This window comes from Streptomyces sp. NPDC101110, assembly GCF_044759525.1.
Taxonomy (GTDB): Bacteria; Actinomycetota; Actinomycetes; order Streptomycetales; family Streptomycetaceae; genus Streptomyces.
Genome location: NZ_JBIVZM010000028.1, coordinates 1 through 17,871, shown reverse-complemented (window position 1 = coordinate 17,871; position 17,871 = coordinate 1). Strand labels below are relative to the sequence as shown.

The 17,871-nt window shown below is 68.0% G+C and carries 16 protein-coding genes and 2 pseudogenes; 9 read left to right on the top strand and 9 right to left on the bottom strand.

Translation table 11 applies throughout. The annotated features are described in order from the left end of the window. Positions 1–360 precede the first annotated feature (360 nt). Positions 361–528, bottom strand: a complete 168-nt coding sequence (locus tag ACIQU3_RS36795; protein WP_193510642.1) for a hypothetical protein — start codon at positions 526–528, stop codon at positions 361–363. A gap of 150 nt (positions 529–678) precedes the next feature. Continuing rightward, entirely contained in the window at positions 679–873 is a 195-nt protein-coding gene (locus ACIQU3_RS36790; RefSeq protein WP_403930145.1) for a hypothetical protein, read from the bottom strand. Positions 874–1,183: 310 nt separating this feature from the next. On the opposite strand from ACIQU3_RS36790, the gene ACIQU3_RS36785 reads away from it, so the two are divergent. Beyond that, positions 1,184–3,724 (top strand): Helicase associated domain protein, encoded by a 2,541-nt coding sequence (locus ACIQU3_RS36785; RefSeq protein WP_403930142.1) that lies wholly within the window; start codon positions 1,184–1,186, stop codon positions 3,722–3,724. A gap of 162 nt (positions 3,725–3,886) precedes the next feature. Beyond that, positions 3,887–4,444, top strand: coding sequence for a telomere-protecting terminal protein Tpg (gene tpg / locus ACIQU3_RS36780; RefSeq protein WP_403930140.1), 558 nt, complete (start codon positions 3,887–3,889; stop codon positions 4,442–4,444). A 32-nt stretch (positions 4,445–4,476) separates the two neighbouring features. Here tpg and ACIQU3_RS36775 read toward each other — a convergent pair whose 3' ends face one another. From ACIQU3_RS36775 to ACIQU3_RS36755, 5 genes are all read right to left on the bottom strand, one after another. Continuing rightward, positions 4,477–5,355 (bottom strand): hypothetical protein, encoded by an 879-nt coding sequence (locus tag ACIQU3_RS36775; RefSeq protein ID WP_403930138.1) that lies wholly within the window; start codon positions 5,353–5,355, stop codon positions 4,477–4,479. 237 nt (positions 5,356–5,592) lie between these two features. Beyond that, on the bottom strand, positions 5,593–6,336 hold the full coding sequence (locus tag ACIQU3_RS36770; RefSeq protein ID WP_403930135.1) for an AAA family ATPase: 744 nt from the start codon (positions 6,334–6,336) through the stop codon (positions 5,593–5,595). Next, a complete protein-coding gene (locus tag ACIQU3_RS36765) occupies positions 6,333–7,892 on the bottom strand; it encodes a Mu transposase C-terminal domain-containing protein (protein ID WP_403930151.1) in 1,560 nt (519 codons plus the stop codon). Before ACIQU3_RS36765 ends, ACIQU3_RS36770 begins: the two co-directional genes overlap by 4 nt. Positions 7,893–7,993: 101 nt before the next feature. Continuing rightward, a complete protein-coding gene (locus ACIQU3_RS36760; RefSeq protein WP_403930133.1) occupies positions 7,994–8,833 on the bottom strand; it encodes an AAA family ATPase in 840 nt (279 codons plus the stop codon). Positions 8,834–8,850: 17 nt separating this feature from the next. Beyond that, positions 8,851–9,171 carry a helix-turn-helix domain-containing protein gene (locus ACIQU3_RS36755; protein WP_403930130.1) on the bottom strand — a complete coding sequence of 107 codons (321 nt, stop codon included), beginning with the start codon at positions 9,169–9,171 and terminating at the stop codon, positions 8,851–8,853. 506 nt (positions 9,172–9,677) lie between these two features. On the opposite strand from ACIQU3_RS36755, the gene ACIQU3_RS36750 reads away from it, so the two are divergent. The 3 genes and pseudogenes from ACIQU3_RS36750 to ACIQU3_RS36740 all read left to right on the top strand — a co-directional run bounded on the left by ACIQU3_RS36750 (position 9,678) and on the right by ACIQU3_RS36740 (position 12,296). Then, the gene (locus tag ACIQU3_RS36750; protein WP_403930127.1) at positions 9,678–10,034 is read left to right on the top strand and encodes a hypothetical protein; all 357 of its coding nucleotides are present in this window, start codon (positions 9,678–9,680) and stop codon (positions 10,032–10,034) included. Between the two features lie 562 nt (positions 10,035–10,596). Further along, positions 10,597–11,848 (top strand): annotated as a pseudogene (locus tag ACIQU3_RS36745) (cytochrome P450). A gap of 283 nt (positions 11,849–12,131) precedes the next feature. After that, entirely contained in the window at positions 12,132–12,296 is a 165-nt protein-coding gene (locus tag ACIQU3_RS36740) for a hypothetical protein (protein ID WP_403737837.1), read from the top strand. Positions 12,297–12,431: 135 nt separating this feature from the next. On the opposite strand, the pseudogene ACIQU3_RS36735 reads toward ACIQU3_RS36740, so the two are convergent. Then, positions 12,432–12,662: pseudogene (locus tag ACIQU3_RS36735) on the bottom strand (SUKH-4 family immunity protein); the annotation flags it as partial. A gap of 866 nt (positions 12,663–13,528) precedes the next feature. On the opposite strand from ACIQU3_RS36735, the gene ACIQU3_RS36730 reads away from it, so the two are divergent. The 3 genes from ACIQU3_RS36730 (at position 13,529) to ACIQU3_RS36720 (ending at position 15,347) form a co-directional block, all read left to right on the top strand. Further along, on the top strand, positions 13,529–14,143 hold the full coding sequence (locus ACIQU3_RS36730) for a Dyp-type peroxidase (protein WP_403930148.1): 615 nt from the start codon (positions 13,529–13,531) through the stop codon (positions 14,141–14,143). A 508-nt stretch (positions 14,144–14,651) separates the two neighbouring features. Next, the gene (locus tag ACIQU3_RS36725; RefSeq protein ID WP_403930125.1) at positions 14,652–14,975 is read left to right on the top strand and encodes a DUF6087 family protein; all 324 of its coding nucleotides are present in this window, start codon (positions 14,652–14,654) and stop codon (positions 14,973–14,975) included. 138 nt (positions 14,976–15,113) lie between these two features. Beyond that, positions 15,114–15,347 (top strand): hypothetical protein, encoded by a 234-nt coding sequence (locus ACIQU3_RS36720; protein WP_403930122.1) that lies wholly within the window; start codon positions 15,114–15,116, stop codon positions 15,345–15,347. A gap of 1,054 nt (positions 15,348–16,401) precedes the next feature. On the opposite strand, the gene ACIQU3_RS36715 is transcribed toward ACIQU3_RS36720, so the two are convergent. Beyond that, positions 16,402–17,001: a sigma-70 family RNA polymerase sigma factor gene (locus tag ACIQU3_RS36715; protein WP_403930120.1), complete on the bottom strand. Its 600-nt coding sequence runs from the start codon at positions 16,999–17,001 to the stop codon at positions 16,402–16,404. 319 nt (positions 17,002–17,320) lie between these two features. On the opposite strand from ACIQU3_RS36715, the gene ACIQU3_RS36710 reads away from it, so the two are divergent. Next, entirely contained in the window at positions 17,321–17,527 is a 207-nt protein-coding gene (locus tag ACIQU3_RS36710; RefSeq protein ID WP_403930117.1) for a hypothetical protein, read from the top strand. Positions 17,528–17,871: the final 344 nt, after the last annotated feature.

The window sequence follows — 17,871 nt, the reverse complement described above, 5'->3', positions numbered from 1 at the left end:
CCCGCGGAGCGGGTACCACATCGCTGCGCGATGTGCAAGCAAACCCCCGTGCTGCGCACGGGGGTTGCGCTCACGCTCCGCGTGAGCGCTGGCGGGAGGCTGCGCCTCCCGCTCAATCTCGGCGCTGCGCGCCGAGATTGACAGCCCGTTCGCTTCGCTCCCGTACTGGCGGGACTACGTCCCGCTACCAGGCTTACGCTTCGCTCCAGCCTGGCCGGCGGGTCCGCTGCGCTCCCCCGCCTGACGGTCCCTCCGGCTGCGCCTCCAGGACCTTTCGGCCCGCTGGCGCGGGCCAGCTGGCTACACGTGATGGTGGGTCTTGCCTGGTGACAGTCGGTCACCAGATGTGCAGAACAAGCGTCAGCGTCTGCGGGCCCAACCGGTCCCGACCCCGGCCATATGCAGAGCCAGACACATCAGTCCCAGCAACATGACGTTCGTCGAAGAGAACGCATCGTTGGTACTGATGTCCGCCGCGTTGATCAAAAACGCAACGAAGAACAATACCGCCGCGACTATGCCAACCATGAAACGAACTCCTCTCAAGGGGGTGAAGCCCGTATGCCCCGGCTTCGCCCCCGCAGACATGAGCGGAGGCGGTCCAGGTCACGCTTAACGCGGCCCGAGGCTGGCAGCAAGAAAGGGAAGGCGGGCACGGCACGCGTACCTCTGGTCCGGTCACCCTTGGTCTCGCGGCCCGGTCCGGCCCTCGAAATCGCGTCGCACTGCCGCGCCTTGGTCCTCGACCAGACCTGCCTCGTCCGGGAAGTCCAGAACGGTGCCGCAGTGCTTGCACAGCTTCCCGTCTTCGGCCGGCGCGCCACACGCTTTGCAGAACCGGTTGCCCATCTCGTCTTCAGTCTTCTGTGTCATGACGCTCCAAGGCAGGGCGGACAATGAGAGAAAGGGAGTACCCATCGGCTCAGTGCTGATTCGCCCGGGCTGATGCTGGTTTCATGAAGAAGCGTGCTTCGTTTTAATCATGCGATAAACTCTGGAATAAGTGGCTCCAGGTCTGTGGGCATCAGGAGGCGCTCCCAGCGTGACCTTCCATTCTGGATCAGGAAGGTGAGCCTGGTTTCTCAACGAAGGGGACGCAGTCCATCTTGCGCTGTCTGGGTGCGTGTTGTCGCTCCTCGCCATGTGCAGCCCTTCGTTCAGCTTGCAGGAGAAGGCAGACTGAATGGCGATGAAAAACCTCCGTCCCCACCAGCGGGAAGCCGTGGACACGGTACTCCGAGCGCTCGAATTGCCTGCAAGATCTACTGTGCCGGAGCGGGGGCTGCGGACTCAGGTGATCATGGCGACCGGGACTGGCAAGACCCTCGTGGCCGCCCGGAGCGCCGAGGAGCTCCGAGCGGGCCGAGTGCTGGTGCTCGTGCCCTCCCTCGACCTGCTCGCCCAGACCGAAGCCGCGTGGCGCGAGACAGGCCGCACCGGGCCGATGATCGGGGTGTCGTCCCTGCGAGGTGAGGAGGTGTCCTTCCCCAACACCACGGACGTGGACGAGCTGGTCGACTGGGTACGGCCGTTCGACCGCGTCACCGTGTTCGCCACGTACGCCTCCCTCGGACTGGGCACCCTGGAACGGGCCCACGCCGCCGGCCTTCCCGGCTGGGACCTCATCGTGATCGACGAGGCGCACCGGACCTCCGGGCGGATCGGGAAGCCGTGGGCAGTCGTCCACGACAACACCCGCATCCCTTCCTTGCGCCGCCTCTACATGACCGCCACGCCCCGGCTGTGGCAGCTCGACGAAGACCAGGAGCAGCAGGGCGCGCCGGGCGAACTGGTCGCAAGCATGGAAGACGACCCCGACTCCCCCTTCGGCAGCCGCTGCTACACGCTGACGCTGTCCGAGGCGATCGATCGGGGCATCTGTGCCCCCTACCAGGTGGTCTGCGTGGACATCACCGACACCCACCTCCAGGCCGCCCAACTCCTGGGCGAGGACGCGCGCTCCGAGCAGGTCCGCGGGGCCCGGCTCGCCGCCCTGCAGACCGCTCTGGTAAAGGCATCGGCCGAGGAAGGCTTCCGCAGGACGCTGGTCTTCCACCACATGGTGAAGGAGGCTGAGGCGTTCGCGGCCGGCCTTCCCGACATCGCCGCGCAGCTGCGGGCCGCCGACCCCGAGCTGTACCCCAAGACGATCCGGACTGACTGGCTGTGCGGGGACCACAAGCCGGGCCACCGGCGGCGCGTTCTCGGCGAGTTCGCCGACCGGATCGCCACGGACGGCACGGTCGTCGAGAAAAGTTTCCTGAGCTCGGTGAAGGTGCTCGGGGAAGGGGTCGACACCCGAGAATGTGACTCCGTGTACTTCGCGGACGTACGCGGCTCCATGCCCGACCTCGTCCAGGCCGTCGGCCGGGCGCTACGGATGCAGCCCGGCGAGGGGAAGGTCGCCTTCCTCGTCGTGCCGGTCCTGCTCGGGCCGGGCGAGACGACGGACAACATGCTCACCTCACGGGCGTACGGCGGCCTCGCGAAGCTGCTTGAAGCGCTCAGAGCGCACGACACCCGGGTCGTGGAACAGCTCTCTGAGCAACAGGCACATAGCCGTGTCCGAGGCGTTCAGAGCCGCAGCGGAGAGGAAGGCGAGGGGGCCGGGAGCGACCGAAGCGACTGGCTGTCGGTGCCAGCCCGGCAGTTGCTGAAGTTCAGCACACCGCGCGACCCCGCGCAGCTGGCAGCGTTCATCAACCTGCGCGTCCTCAACCCCGAACACCAACACTGGCGACGTGGCATCGAAGCCGCCACCCTGTACCACCGGATCCACGGGGACCTGAAGGTGCCATTCACGTACCGCGTGCCCGAGAGCGGGGACCAGGAGGCGGAATCCGAGGGGTGGCCGGCCGCGCTCGCCGGGTTCCCACTTGGGCAGTGGATCGCCGACGCTCGGAGGTTCTACGCCCGGGGTGACATGGACGAGGACCGCATCGCACAGCTGGAAAAGCTCGGCATGATCTGGTCGCACTACGACGTCGCCTGGGAAGAAGGCCTCGCCGCGGCGCGCGGATGGGCAGCCGAAGCAGGCCACCTCCTGGCCCCACTGGACGCCACCTACCAGGGGTACCGGGTAGGGATCTTTTTGAAGAACGCGCGGGCCGCCGTCCGCCGGGCCGCCGAAAACGAGCAGCGGCGCGCCGAAGGGCTGCCCGTGAAGTCGGCGGCCGGGGCGCTGTCGGAGGAGCGGCGCGAGCAGCTGGAGGACATCGACCCATCGTGGTGCCCGGCCTGGCCGGTGGAATGGCAGCGCGCCTTCCATCTGGTCCGCCTGCACCTGGAGGCCGGCGGCACGCTGCCGATGGAGCCGGGTGAGGTCGTGCACCAGGGCGAGGACCTCGGACGGTGGGTGCGCTCGGTCCGGCTGGGTTGGGACAAACTCACAGGCGTCCAGCAGTGGATGTGCGAGCACATCCTCGGCATCCAACCCGCCATCGAGAGCGAAAAACCAAGACCGCGGACCAGCCAAGCCGACAAATGGGCCCTCAACTACACCGCCGCCCGCCAGTTCTACGAGCGTGAGGGGCACCTTCGGGTGCCGAGGAAGCACATCGAACGGATCGTCATCGGCGGTGCCGGAGACGGTGACAGCGGCGAGGACCGGGAGCAGCGAGAGCTCAAGCTGGGGGCATGGATCGGCAACCAGCGCTCGCGGGCCGCGACACTGTCACCGGAACGCGTGGAGCAGCTCTCCCGCATCGGCATGCGCTGGGCGTAACCCGTTCTGTCATCGGCGCTCTCCTGGGGCTCTCGTAGCCGACGCCAGTTGGTGCTGTCACGGGAATGCCGGAAACGGCGGTCAGGGGGCAGACAGCGTGGGAGGACTGATGCCCTGGGCTGAAGATGCCGGCCTGTCGACTGGCCGCTTGGAGAGGCGGACGTGGGGCATATCGAGCAGGGGCTGGAGCAGGCGTTGCGCACCCGGCCCGTTCCCTTGAGCACCGAGGCTCGCCTGCGGTTTCTGCTGGCAGCACATCGGCATTCCACCCGGAGGGTGGCCGCAGTCCTTGGGGTGTCACAGCGCACCGTGCAGAGGTGGGTGACAAAGAGGCCCGGAGCGCGTCGCCCGCCGGGTCCGCTGCATGTCCGGGCGATCGAGGAAGCGGTCTTGGCTCGGTGGCAGCCCCGGATACGGGCCCGCCTACGTGCCCAGGCCGAGGCGGAGGGCTTCGTCTTCCACACCAGGGCACGATTCGGGTTCGCTGCTGCGGCCGGCTCCTCGGACGATCCGCGGGTGCGGTGGATCACCCAGTACCTGCCGGGAGAGGTCGCCCGGGAGCTGTTCGCCGCCCGGGACGCCGGTTCGGGCGAGCAGCAGCAGTTAGTGATCCTCGCCCGCGCGCTGGGGCATGCCTACTTCCGCGATGGGGGCCGCCGCGCCCACGGCCTGCACATCGCCTTCAGCGACCTCGAGTTCGCAGACTTCTCGATCGGATGAGTCTGCCCTCTCGATCGGACGCGTCAGGGCGTTCAGCGCCGCGAGGGCCTGGCGCGTACGGCCAGCATCGCTTCGTACCTGTGGGCCTCCTGCCGCTCGCGCCAGTCCCACTCCACACGGCCGGCCGGGCCTTGGCGTCGGGCCGCAGGCGGCTGGGGCGGGCGCAGCCTGGCCGTCTCCGCCACGCGCAGCAGGAGGGCACGGTTGCCTGGCGCGGCAAACAATTCCTGGTCCTGGCCGGATACGAGCCGGGCGAAGCAGGCCGCCGCCCGCAGGAAGACACCCGCCCAGGGCGGCACGGGGTAGGCAGCGCAGCCGTCGGTGTAGCGGGCGCGGTCGTGCAGGGCGAGTGTGGCTGCGGCGTCGTCGTAGTCGCGAGGGCGTGCGGTGGCAAGTTGCTGGAGGGGGGCGCCGGTGATCAGTGCGGCGGCAACGGTCGCGGCCAGGCGAGGGTGCGCGGTCACCTCATGAAGCCGGTGGGCGACGTGCTGGGCGGCGTACGGGGTGAGAGGCGTGGGTGGCGGGCGGTGCCGCCAGGCGATCGGCGGTGGGGTGCACGGGGCGTCGCAGGGGCGGGGGCTGTCGTAGGAGACAAGGCGGTCCAGTGCAGGCAGAGTGAGCCACCGGTTGGCCGGCCGGGCGGGCTCGTCGGCAGGCTGGGGTATGGGGGCGGTCGCACCGTAGTAGTGGCGGCGGGCGGTCTGAAGGTCGGTGGTGAGGGTGTGGTCGGCCGCTTGCAGGGCCTGGTGCAGGGCGGCGGGCAGGTGGGAGCGGTGGCAGACCAGGGTCAGGTGGATACCGGTGAGCGTGCGCAGTTGCAGCAGGCGCGGCGGGCGGTGAGGCGGTGGGCGCGCAGGACGGTCAGCCGGGTGACGGGCAGGGCCGTGATCCAGGCCGTGGCGGCTTCCCATGCGGGCTGACGGCCGCCGGGGAAGCGGCCTGGAAGCAGGGGCGGCTTTTCCAGGGCGGCCAAAAGGTCGTGGGCAAGGCCGGTTTCACTGGTGGTGCCCGGGCCGGGATGCAGGGTGATCCGGCCGGCCGGCGGATGGTGGGCGGCCAGAGCGGTGTGCGTGTGGATCGCGTCGTCATGGCGGTCGATGACCACGGTGACGGGCGGTGGCGCGGTGAGCGGCATGGCGGCGTGGTGGTCAGGCAAGGCGGCTGAAGGCCCAGCGCAGCAGCTCCTGATCCACGCGTGGGCGGCCGGTGCGGGCCAGGGCGGTGCGGGTGTGGGCGGTCAGCTGGGCCCACGCGCGGAAGTTGCCGTGTGCGGCGTGACTGTCGGCGAAGGTGATGTCGTCGGGGTCTGCGTCGGCCCAGATGGGGTGGAACAAGGGGATGGCATCGAGGACCTCGCTGGAGGTCAGGCGGGTGAAGTGCTGCCAGATGAAGATGCGCGAGGACAGCATCGGTTCGCGGCGCAGCACGGTGTGGCAGCCCTCGCCGCCAACGAAGATGATCGCGAGCTGGGTGGAAGGTTCGTCCCACAGGTAACGGAAGTACTCGAACGCCTCCCCGTTGAGCCACTGGGCCTCGTCCACCAGGAAGGTGCGGGGGCGTTCGGCCAGGGCGGTCTTCAGCAAGCGGTCGAACTCGCTGGGGTGGCGCGGTGGCTCACCGGCGAGGTCGAGCGCGGTGAACAGCTCGTAGCGCACCGCGCGGGCGGTGGGCCGGGCCCGGAAAGTGATCTTGCGGACGTCCTCGCCGGGTTCGAGTCCGCGCAGGCAGATGTTGACAGCGAGGGTCTTACCGAAGCCGGCGCCGCCGTGGATGCACATCATCGCCCGCGCGGCGACCGTGTCGGAGATGTTCTCCCGCGCGGTGAGCAGGGCCCGGGTGGTGACCACGGACGCATCGGGCAGGTCGACGTACTGGTAGGTGGCCGCGGTCACGAGGCATCTCCGTCTTCGTCGGTGGTGGGAGGTGCGGCCCGCCGGTCGCGGCTGGCCGGGGGTGGGGTGGGCCTGCTCGGCGTGGTCAGCGCGACCAGGGAAGCCGGGGTGCGCCAGTCGGCCGGGGGTGCAGCGGGCGGGATGACGTCCGGCAGCGCAAGCTGCGACAGACCGGTGCCGGCGCTCTGGGCGAGTTCGGCGTCGGCCTGCGCACCGGTCAGCGCGCCGAGCCGCCGAGGGGGCTCGGCCTGGGTGACGGCGGCGTAGCGCTCCCGCTGGGATGCTTCGAGGTCCTTCTTCAGACGGCGGCTGCGGGCGGCCCGTGCCCGCCGTACGGCTCTGACCTGTTCCTCGGTGGCCTGATCGGCCAGATCCGCCGGCCCCAGGTAACGGCCGGTGGCCGCGTGGTAGACCTCGATGCGGTGGTCGTGGTGAGGCATGAACCGGACCCTGACCTGGATCCCGGCCTGACCGGTCATCCACGCACCCACATAGTCGTGTCTGCGGAAGCGGATGCCGCGGGTGGTCAGTGTGCGGGTACCGGCGTCCTCCAGGGTGAACCTCCACAGATCCGCGGCCGGCACATCCCGCAGCGGGGTGGGATCGTCCTGCCACGCCTGAAGCGGAGTCCTGCCCCGCAACGGCGCCGGGCGGTGCTCGGTGTTCCACCACGAAGTCCAGGCCAGCAACCGGGCGGTGAAGTCTTCGAAACTGAGCAGCACTTCGTCCTTCGGCCGGGAGGGGCGTTTGCCGGGGCGCGGCTGGCGGGCGTAGCCGGGCAGCGCGGCCAGCAGCATCGACTCCACCGCCCGGTTCAGGCCCTCCACGGTGCCCTTGAGGTGGGGGGTGTAGGCGGGCAGGTCCTCCACCGTCACGTCGAGGAGATCGAACGCTGCGGTCACCGTCCGGGACAGGAAGTCCTTGCCACGGTCCACCCGTACCTTCTCCGGCAGGCCGCCGAACGGGCCGTAAGGCTCCTCGCTCACAACCGCGGAGCGCAGCGCGGCCAGCACCGACTCCCGCGACGGATGCACCGGCGTGACCGCGACGCCAGTGATCGCGTTCGTCGCGCAGTCGGTGAACCATGTAATCCACGGCCTGCGAGCCTTGCCGTCGACATCGACCAGCAACGGGGCCTGCATGTGGTCGGTCTCCCACACGTAGTTGCGCCAAGAGCGCGGCCGAGCCAGGAACACATCATGCTTGCGCGCCGCCCGCTCCCCCGGCGTCAGATCCCGCTGGATCGCCCGGTGCAGCGTCGGAATCGACGGAGGTGGCTCCCCCTCGCCCTTGGCTGCGCGAGCGATCAGCTCGCCATGGACCGCCGCGACGTTGCCCTTCCACATGGCCAGCCGGCGGCGCACCTCCGGGGTGACGGAGAAGCGGTCTTTGCTCTGGGCCCGCGCCCCGGGCTCCGCGGCCGCGGACTCGTCACGCTCGGCAGCGGCAAGCCACCGCCACACCGTGCGCTCGGTCACTTCCAACGACTGAGCCATCAGCCGTACATGCCGGGTCGTCAGTTTCTGGTCCTGCCGCAGAGCGAGCAGCCGGCGCACGGCAGGGCCGCGCAGCGCCGACAGGGAGGAAGAAGGCAGACCTCCCCGCGCGTGCGGACCGTCCTCGTGGCCGCCAGCCTCTCCCGGCCTGGAGGCGCCGGTCACAGCGGCCCCATGAGCCGTGCGCAGGCCCGCTGCAGCAACCCGCGGTCCACCACCGCCCGGCTCCTGCCATAGGTCTCGGCGGTCAGATGCGAGGTCAGCTTCGCCCAGGTCCGGAAATTGCCGTGGCCCACGTGCTCGTCCACCCACGCGACATCGTCCTCGCTCACGTCCTCCCACAGCGGATGGAAGGCAGCCATCACGGTGGCCACCTCGCCCGGGCGAAGACGCGGCACCAGCTCCCAGGGCAGCACCCGAGAGGCCAGCGCGGGCACGCGGCGCAGCGCCCGTTCGCTGCCCGCACCCGCGAGCACAAGTGCCGTGTCCGTGTCCGGGTGGTCCCACAGTCCGCGCAGAAACTCCAGCGCCGGCCCTGGAAGGCGCTGTGCCTCGTCCAGCACCAGCACACGAGGCTGCCGTAGCGCGTTCACCAGCATCAGGTCTGCCTCCCCCGCACCGCGCGGCAGACGCCTGCCCAGCTCCAGGGCGTCCGCGAGCACCTGGCGCAGTTCAGGGACTGTCGGGTGCACACCGACATGGACCCGACGGACCCTGGCCGGGTGCGGCAGCTGGGACAGGGCGTACTGGAGCGCGACGGTTTTCCCCTGGCCGGCGTCGCCGTACAAACACACCACCGCCCCCACCGCGGCCGCGTGCGCGACCGTCCGCAGCACCGACCGAACGGCAGGTGTGTGCACCACCTGGGCATCCGAGACCAGGACCGGGACCTGCGCCAGGTGCTTCTGCTCCCGCAGAAACACCTGCCCACCGACGCCTTTCTCAGCCACCACGTTCAGGCCCAGCTCGCTGAGGGGATCCGGCCGGCGCGGCCTGGCCACCTCAGGCTCCCGCCCGGTCAGCAAAGCCGCCCCACCCGTCGGTCCCTGCGGATCACCCGGCTCAACGTCGACATCGACGGAACTGGCACCTCACCGCCGGCAGCCACCAGTCGACGCCTCAGCTCCGAGACATTGCCCCCCGCCTCACCGAGCAGCTCCCACACCTCGTCCGACACCGCGTATCCCTGCCGGACCGGCGCCTCCACCCGCCCGGAAGCCTTCGCCTGCTCCAGCCAGCGCCAGACCGTGCGCTCCGAAACACCCACCGTCTCAGCGACCGCACGCACATGCCGCGTCGACAACTTCCCCGCTTGCTGCCTCTCCAGCAGACGACGCACCACCAACGCCCTCGGCAGCACAGCCCCACGGCCGGCTCCTACACCTTGATCCACCCCACGATCACACCCGCCCAGCCCACCTCAGCGCATAAGAACTCACGAGCCTGAGACTGCATCACCCACCATCAGATAAAGCCCCACGCCAGCGACCCCACCCACCAGTCTCTCGCCTCATGACAGTGCCAGCCCTCCCTTCAACACCCCACCGACCAGCACCAAAACACCAACCACGACACCAGCACCACCGACTCTCACCACCACCGACGCCACACCGAGAGGCCGCAGAAGGGCAACTGTTACGCGAAAGCGACCGGGCCCGCGAGCACCAGACACTCCACTCCGTAAGCCCGTTGCCCTCCCTCAAGTCGAGGGCAGAAGCAATAGCGTGCAGCCGTTCCGGGTCTTGCTTCCGGCTCGCGCAAGCCCGCCTGCGGATCGTTTGTGCGCACACCCGCTGGGCATGGTCCGTCGTACATGAAGTCCTTCTGGGGGGAGGGCAGATGCTCGTGGACATCGCCCTGGTGCTCGTCGAAATCGCAGGGCACTGGTACGACGGCAACAAGGCCGAGCAGAAGTCACAGGAGTTGAACCGGGCAATCCGAGTAGAGCAGACCGCCGAGCACGGCCGTCATCCCGAAGGCCTGATCGCTCTCTGGTGCGAACACTGCCGCCGAGACGGCGTCATCCTCGAGAATCACGTGCGCTTTCATTACCCGCCACGCCTGGCGGAGGCTCCTTCAGACGTCCGCAACGACACCATCAATTTCTGTCCGCATTGTGGAGACAACGAGTGGCCTGACTGGAGCCCATACCTCCTCCGCGAACGGGAGCTTCCGGAGTTCCTGGATACCAGTGGGAGGTAGGGCGCTGCCGAAAGGTGAGCCTGTGCCCTACGGGGATGCCCGGCGAGACGTCGTGTAAGAGAAGGCCGTGCCAAGAGCCTCGTCCTACTTCCGCAGTGCACGTATCGACCGGCCGCCCGAAAGCGAGGCCGGTGCACAACGATCCGCATGATAGTCACGGCGCAGTACGCCGTGGCAGGCGACGTGCGCATCCGGCATCGCGGTAGGTGCGTAGCATGCCCAGAATGACTGGCCGCCTTTCCGGCGTCGCCGCATCCGCTCTGTCCCTCCTGCAGTCGGCGGAGGACGGGGATGCGACCGCAGCCGACCGGTTGGTTGGCAAGGCCGCCGAGGCGGGCAGTTCCGTGGGCAAGCGCAGCCTCGGTCATCTCCTCGCGGAAGGACGAGGGGGTTCTGCAGGATCTCGCAGAGGCGGAGCGGGTAGGGGCCCGCCTCATGTGACGCGCACATCGCAGGATGATGTCGATGATCCACTCTGTGGCGGTCTTGGCGGAGATCGCGCCCCCTCGTCCCGCTGCCCTCGCCCGTCTCATACCACCTGCCTCAGCAAGCGAACTGAGCCATGACACTTTTCGACCACAAACTCATAGAGAGCCCCACTGTCGCCTACGCCCGCCTGCGCGAAGGTGCCGCAGTGCACCGCACTACTACTGCAGAAGGTGAGCCAGCATGGCTGATCACCCGCTACCGCGAGGCCCGCGCCTTGCTGACGGACGGCCGCCTATCGCTGGACAAGGCAAACGCGAAGACCAGCGGTAGCTATCAGTCGTCCATGCCACCCGAGCTCGATGCCCACCTGCTCAACATGGACCCACCCGACCACACCCGTCTGCGCCGTCTCATCGCCAGAGCCTTCACACCGCGCCGTATCGCAGGTCTCCGCTGCCGGATCCAGGTCATGACAGACGCCCTCCTCGCCACACGGGCGGACCCCCGCATAGACCTCATGGAGGTCCTTGCCGTCCCGCTCCCCATGGGAGTCATCTGCGAGCTGCTGGGCGTACCCGAGGACAACCGCCATGACTTCAGAGCCTGGACCGACACCCTGCTCTCCCCTACAGCCGGCTCAGCACAAGACTCGCGCACAGCGATGCGCCAGATGCACCAGTTCCTGACCGGCGTCATCCAGGCCAAGCGCAGCCACCCGGCCGAGGACCTGCTGTCAGCCCTTGTCCACGCCCGCGACGATCATGACAGCCTCAGTGAACAGGAACTTCTCTCTCTCGCCTTCCTCACCCTGTTCGCCGGCTACGACAACGCGGTCCACCTCATCGGCAACGCAGTCCTTGGCCTACTCCTGCACCCGCCAGTCATGCACCAAGTCCGGCAAGGCACACTGCCGGTCAACGCTGTGATCGAGGAAACTCTGCGCTGGAACCCGCCCTTCCCCCTGGGCGTGCGCCGGTTCGCCCTGGGGGACACCGCCATCGATGACACCGTCATCCCCGCCGGCGGCCGTGTGTGGATCTCCATCGCCTCGGCGAACAGGGACGACCGCGAGTTTCCCTCGCCTGACTCCTTCGCCCCCAGGCCGCCCCTCCACCCACCTGGCGTTCGGCCACGGCATTCACTACTGCCTCGGCGCGCCACTTGCACGACTGGAAGCAGAGATCGCTATCGGCTCCCTCCTGGAGCACTTCCCCGCCCTAGAGCTCGCCGTGCCCCTCGAGGACCTAGCCTGGTGGCCCTCCTTCCACAAACGCGGAGTTCGCGTCCTGCCGGTACGAACACGACCACCGAAGCCAGATTCGGCCGTCGCGCGAGGTTATGCCGCTTCATCGGCGAGCTATAACGCCGGGCCGGTAGCGGGTTGACGGTGGCACCCCGCGACAGCCGGAGCTGATGACCTTCGCCTACGGCGCCCTGTGCCTGGCACGCGCTACGGTCATGTACGTGAGGTCAGGCTCTGTGATCCGCTCAGGTTGCGCGGCGCAGTGGCACGACGACGTCCTGACCGGTGCATTTTGCGCTGAGGCGGTAGTGGGTCGAGGAGGAGCCGATCCGTCGGCGTGGAGAGCCGCACACGCGAGCACCGACACCGGGCAGGGCTCGGCCCTTGATACCGCCCTTAGCGCCGTGGGCGCGGTGTTCCCTTCAATGCCTGAGTCCAGTGAGACCGAAGTCGTCGCGTACTTCCAGGAGTACGGCGAGCGCCTGCCCGAGCTGGTGTTCGCCGCCGTGGGCGCTTATACGGGCGTTGCCATCGACCAGGACGCCGTGACGGCCGGCGACCTTCCCCGCGTCCTCATCGCTCCGACCTGATCGGCTGCCCCGCACACGACAACGGCCCCCACCACTAGAACGGAAAATCAATGTGCACCAAGGTGGCGGCGCGGGCGGGCCCCTCCAGCAGGATGAAGGCAAATCCCACAGACCGATCACGACTCGATACGTACCCTAGAGCAGCCCGTCCCACATCTGTTCCAATAGCACCGCCCACCAGTTCTCCGGCGAACCGAGCGCTGCCGGATCGAGGGAGGCCAACTGGGTTTGGAAGTCGACGGTCCAGCGGCCCGCTTGCTCATGGTTCAGGCCGAATCGGAGCCGCCACATCCGGCCGAGCAGCGCCAGGCAGCGCTGGAATTCGGGCAGGCCCGTGTTCACGAACTGCGTCGACAGGGGGGACCCCAGTTCGCAGTGGGGGAGTCAGCAGGTTGATCACGTCATAATCAACTAGGGCGGCAGGATCGTCGGCAGAGGGGGCCAATTGCTTCCAGCCGGAGCAAGAATTCAGGATTACCCGGTGGAAGCCCATGTCCCCCTTAGCGAGTGGCAGACATGGAGGAGCTGGAATGCCCCCTAAAACCACTGAATTGCAGACTCCTTGGATCCGCGCTCAGCTGATCGAATGGCTCGTCAGACTGGGCGATAGGGGTTGGCATGAGAGGAACTGGGTGTCGAGGGATCCGGGCACTTCCGGTCTCGACGAGGCACTAGATTTCTTCGACGACTCTGGGGTTCTCGCAGAACCACGCGGGAGGCTGGGCTTCGTCCTCGCCGACGAAGACGAAGTTGCAGCTATGCAGGCACTGAATTCGGTTCTGGACCGTGCAATTTCTGCACCGTCATCGTCTGATGTCGACATCATCCGAACACGAGCATGGGATGATGTCGTTGACGCCGCCCGTGGGGCTCTCGTCGCGATGGGTGAGGAAATTCGTAGCTGATACGAGCGAAATCCGTATTTCGGCTGTAAGTCATCTGCAGTATGGGAGACAGAGCCAGATATGGCCGTAGACGTCGAATTCGCGTGGCCGAGGCAAGCACTTAGGTCATAGCCACTAGAAGCTGCATAACCTATTGCGCGAAGTGCGCGATTCCGGCATGACGGCCAGTGAATCCGACGGCATGCCGACCGAATTAGGCATATGCGCCGCTAGACAAGAGGGTGCCCTAGGACGATGACCAGTAGACGCAGACTCCTCACTACCTCGGCAGCAATAGCCGCTGGAGCAAGCGGCCTTACAGCCGTCGGCGTCACAGCTTTGACCACCATGTCATCAGAGCTAGAGAAAGCACCAGCCCATCTGCGCGGAGCCGCGCCGCTGCCGTATGCGCAACTCATCTCACTCGACATCGCCTCGGATAGCGAGCGAGACGAAATTCTGCGCACAGCGCATCAAGCGATCACGGCGGTTGACGGCGGCAACGTCGCCGCCTGGCTGGCACTGGGTGAAGGCGCTGCTTCTCCTCGCTCAGACAAGCTTCAGCACCTGAAACAGATGCCATCGTTTACAGGTGACGTACTGGACCCCGTTCAGTCACATGGCGATCTCTTACTCCACATCACAGGATCCTCAGCCCGTGTCGCACGGCAAGCCGCCGAACGGGCGCTGCAGGCGTTGCCCCGGCAACGTGTGCGTTGGCGCGCGGACGGTACCCGGCCCGAGACCCGGACCGAGGACGGCCGAGGTCTGGCCCGCAACCCGTTCCACTTCACCGAAGGGCACGGAAACCCCGCCACGGCGGCCGAGATCACCGAGCGGGCGATCGTCAAGACCGGTCAGGGCGAACCTTCCTGGGCTATAGGCGGCAGCTACCAGGTGATCCGCATCATCCGGCTCGCCACCGGCTTCTGGGATCGGGATACCGTCGACGAACAGGATTGAAGGGCGGCCTCTTGACCCAGGGAGTGGCGGATGGTGGGCCAGGCGAGGGGGGAGCCGCAGGTGACGAGGGTGGTCAGGCCGTCGGGGCCGGGGCCGGTGTCGTCGCGGGTGAGCATGTCGAAGGCGATGACGCTGCCCAGGGAGTGCGCTCGCTCAAGGTTCCCGGCATCGAGCACCGCAGAGGCACCGGTGACGACGGCAGCCGCATGGCGTGGATGCTGCACGCGGACGGGTCATGGGCAAGGGCGTGCACCAGGCCGGGCGAACTGACTGCAACCGTGCACCAGTCAGGCCCGCGTCGCCTGTACGACGAGCTCGACGAGATCCGATGGTGGCGGCTGCAGTACGGGGAACTGCCCGTCTGCGGCGCCCGGGTCACCATCAGCCCTGGCGGCACGACCACCCTGTCTCGAGGGGGTGGACGACAACGCTGTAGCCCCGGCCGCCGGTTCCCCACCACCGTGTGGACCCGGCAGACTGTACCGGCCAGCGAGGAGGAAACAATCGCATGGACGATGAACCTCTTGAGCAGTGGGCGGAACGCCGCGAGGAGCACCGTCCGGCGCGGGGAGAACGCGGGCTCGCCGCGCTCGGCGACCGGGAACAGGGAGCCCACGTCGACCCCAACGCTCCACGCGGCATCCGGGAATGGGATGGGCATCAGTGGGTTCCGGTCGGGGTGGCCGAGGACTACACAACCGCTGCCCAAGAGACCGGCGAGGATGCGCCGACGCGGGCCGGCCGAGTGCCCCTCCCGACGTTCAGCAAGCTCCCACCGGCGCCGGCACCCTGGCGGCCAACCGAGGTGTTCCGCCGACCCGATACCGCCTGACCCGCCCCCCGGCTGCGCCCCGAGACCTCCTCCTTCTCGGGGGCGCAGTCGTTGAGGTGTAACAGCTCACATCCGTTGACGTTCCGGACGTGCAGGGGGCTGCGCTATACGTCAACCCCGCAGTGATCCGGAGGAACGGTGACGACCGCGACAGCCCTCTTCTCGCCCGAGACCGGCCGATCCCATCTGCAGGAGAGCCTGTTCGCCTGGCGCGAGCCCGAAGCCCAGCCCGCCTCCGAAGTGCCGTCCGTCGCGCGAACGCTGCCGGAGTCCGACCTCGACAGGATGCACGGCCGCCGGCACCCCGAACGGCACGGCCCGCGTCCGCACAAGCCGATAGTCAGGCCTCTGCCGTCTCCGGCCGGGTCCTGATTTCAGTGCCGCCGGTGCAGCCGTTGGCGCACGGCGTGCAGTGCCGCGGCGATCGTTGCCGGTAGCGAGTCTCGATGCCTGCGCGGCAGTCCCGAGGGACGCCGCCACCGGCCCGCACGAAGCTCAGGGCCTGACGGGCTGGTTGTTCGCCGGGATACGTACCACGGATAGGGGCGACGTTGCCCGAGAGGACGCCCGGGACGTTGCCGGACAGCACCCCCGGGAGCTGTAACCGCTGTGCTCGCCGTCGGCCGTGTTGCCGCAGGCGTTGACCGGGACGTCCACCGGAGTAGCCCCGCCAACCATGGAGGACGTTGCCGGACAGCACTCCGGGCGGTCCCCCAAGCAGGTTCTGACAGCGATCGTGATGCCAAAGACGTTGACGACGGCGATGGCGGCGTTGTGCACGCAGACGGTGTCACCAGTGTCGCCGTCGGGCGGGTTGTAGACAGCCGTCGTGCGCGTAGTTCGGCAGCCCGGGCCATGACCAGCGCGACGGCCTGGTCCTCCTGCTCCTTCGACAGTTGCGGAGCGTCCGTCGGCCGCCTGCTCGCCATGGACCACGTGTCGAGGGTATGAAGGCCTTCGACCTGCTGGGAAAAGCGGTCCCTCCAAGCCACGCGCTGGTTGCCGTCGTGGAAGCAGAGCTCTTCCGAGGGCGCGCACCAGGTCGTCGACGGAGGAGGCGAGAGGGCGTCTGACACCGCCGCGTGCCACCCCTTTCTGCGCCTACGAGTCTCGGCGTCCTCCACGGGCCAGGGCCCCCTCGGCAGGCGGAGGCCCTCCCAACGGGTGACGACGTACACAGCGCCCTGCACCGCCCTGTGCAACCTCGCCCAGAGGCGATCCGTGTACCTCACGACGGTGGACTCTACGTCGAGCATTTCAATCAGCATCCCGTCCCCGCGGTCACGGCGGTTGAATGGCCCGATGTCTTCCCCGGCAACTTGCGCTTGTGCCGATCCCGAAATCTGCATGAGCTCCATGTGGATGTCACGCCGGACGGCGGAGACCTTGCCGTAGGGCGCGCTGTCGACGAAGAGGTTGAACCGCATCACAGCACCTCGGCGGGGTCGGTCGGAAACGACAGTGCCGGCTGCTCGCCGGAATCCTTCTTGAGAGCGGTGTTCAGGGCCTTGAGCGCGCGGCGGCGGTGTTGCCGCACCGTGCCGTCTTTCAGCCTGAGCCGCGTGGCGATCTCGTGTGTCTCGAAGCCGTAGGAGTCCAGCACCACGACCTCTCGGCGCTCCGGTGGGAGCGTCAAGAGCGCCGCAACCAGCGGCTTGCTGAACGTGTACTCCAGATGCTCGATGGCGGAGGCGCCGTTCGCAACGTGCACCAGGTAGTCCTCGGCCTCCGTGGTTCCGCCGACGGGTACTTCCCTGAGCTTCTGCTTCTTGCGCAGGTGGGAGGACGCGGAGTTTCGCAGGACGATGAGGGCGTACGCCATGGGGTTCTTGAGGTCCTCGAAGCGGCTGACCACCTGGGCGAGGGCCCAGAGGGCTTCGTCTTCCTCGTCCCATCCGTGCATGTTGGGGCCCTGGGCCAGCTGCTTGGCCCTCAATTCCAACCTGGGCAGGGAGGCGCGCACGAAGTCCTCTGGCGTAGGTTCACGTGAGGTTTCGCGCTGAGAGCCGTCGTGGCTCGTGCTCATTCTGGCGCCTCTCCGGGGGCGGATGTTCTGTCACCCATCAAGGGCGCAGATCCCGGCGCGGCGTGACAGCAGCCACAGCGGTTCACCCGTACGGGTGACGCCGACAAGTGGCCGCACGACCACGGCATCGTGTGGCGTAACGCATCCGCAGGTCCCCGCGTCTTCCCAGAGGCACGGCCCCCCTGCGTCGGCGCCCGCCGGCCTCGTGAGTCAGGCAGCGGGCCGTGCCTGGACGCAAGACTCTGACTTCTGAGAACGAACGCCCGGCCGTCGGGATCTTGCCGGATGCGACGGCCGGGCCTGGATGAAAGACACTCGCATGTCCCTCACTGCCATTGTGACGCTGTCACTCGCCGTCGCGGTCGTCGTAGTGACCTACCGCGACGAGAAACTCGGCACCGCCCTGGCTGCCGGCGCCGTGATGCTCGGCGCGCTGTACATGCTCCTGGGAGCCCAGACTGTGGGAGCCGCCCCGCAGTCCCCCACGCCATCCGCGAGTACGGGCCCGACGCAGCAGCACAGCTAGCGGCTCCCGCCACCGACGTTCGCATGTGATGCGAGGCCCGCCACGTTCAGGTGGCGGGCCTCGGCCATGCCGGTGCTCTGCCAGGGCCCCTGGTCTCCCACGCGCTTTACCGGCCGGCAGGGCGTAGATGTGAGGTGTGACGTTGAATCCGCCCGTCGAGCCAATGCTCGCCGATGCGCGGCGCGAGTTGCCGCGCGACTGGGTGCTGCCCGGGCATCTGGTCGCCGAGCAGGACGGCCGCCGCACCCGCTAGGTGTGCTGACCGGACAGGTTGGTGACGCGGCTGGCTGGGGTGTGGCCGCTGATTCCGGTGTGGGGTCGGTGGTAGTTGTACCAGTCCAGCC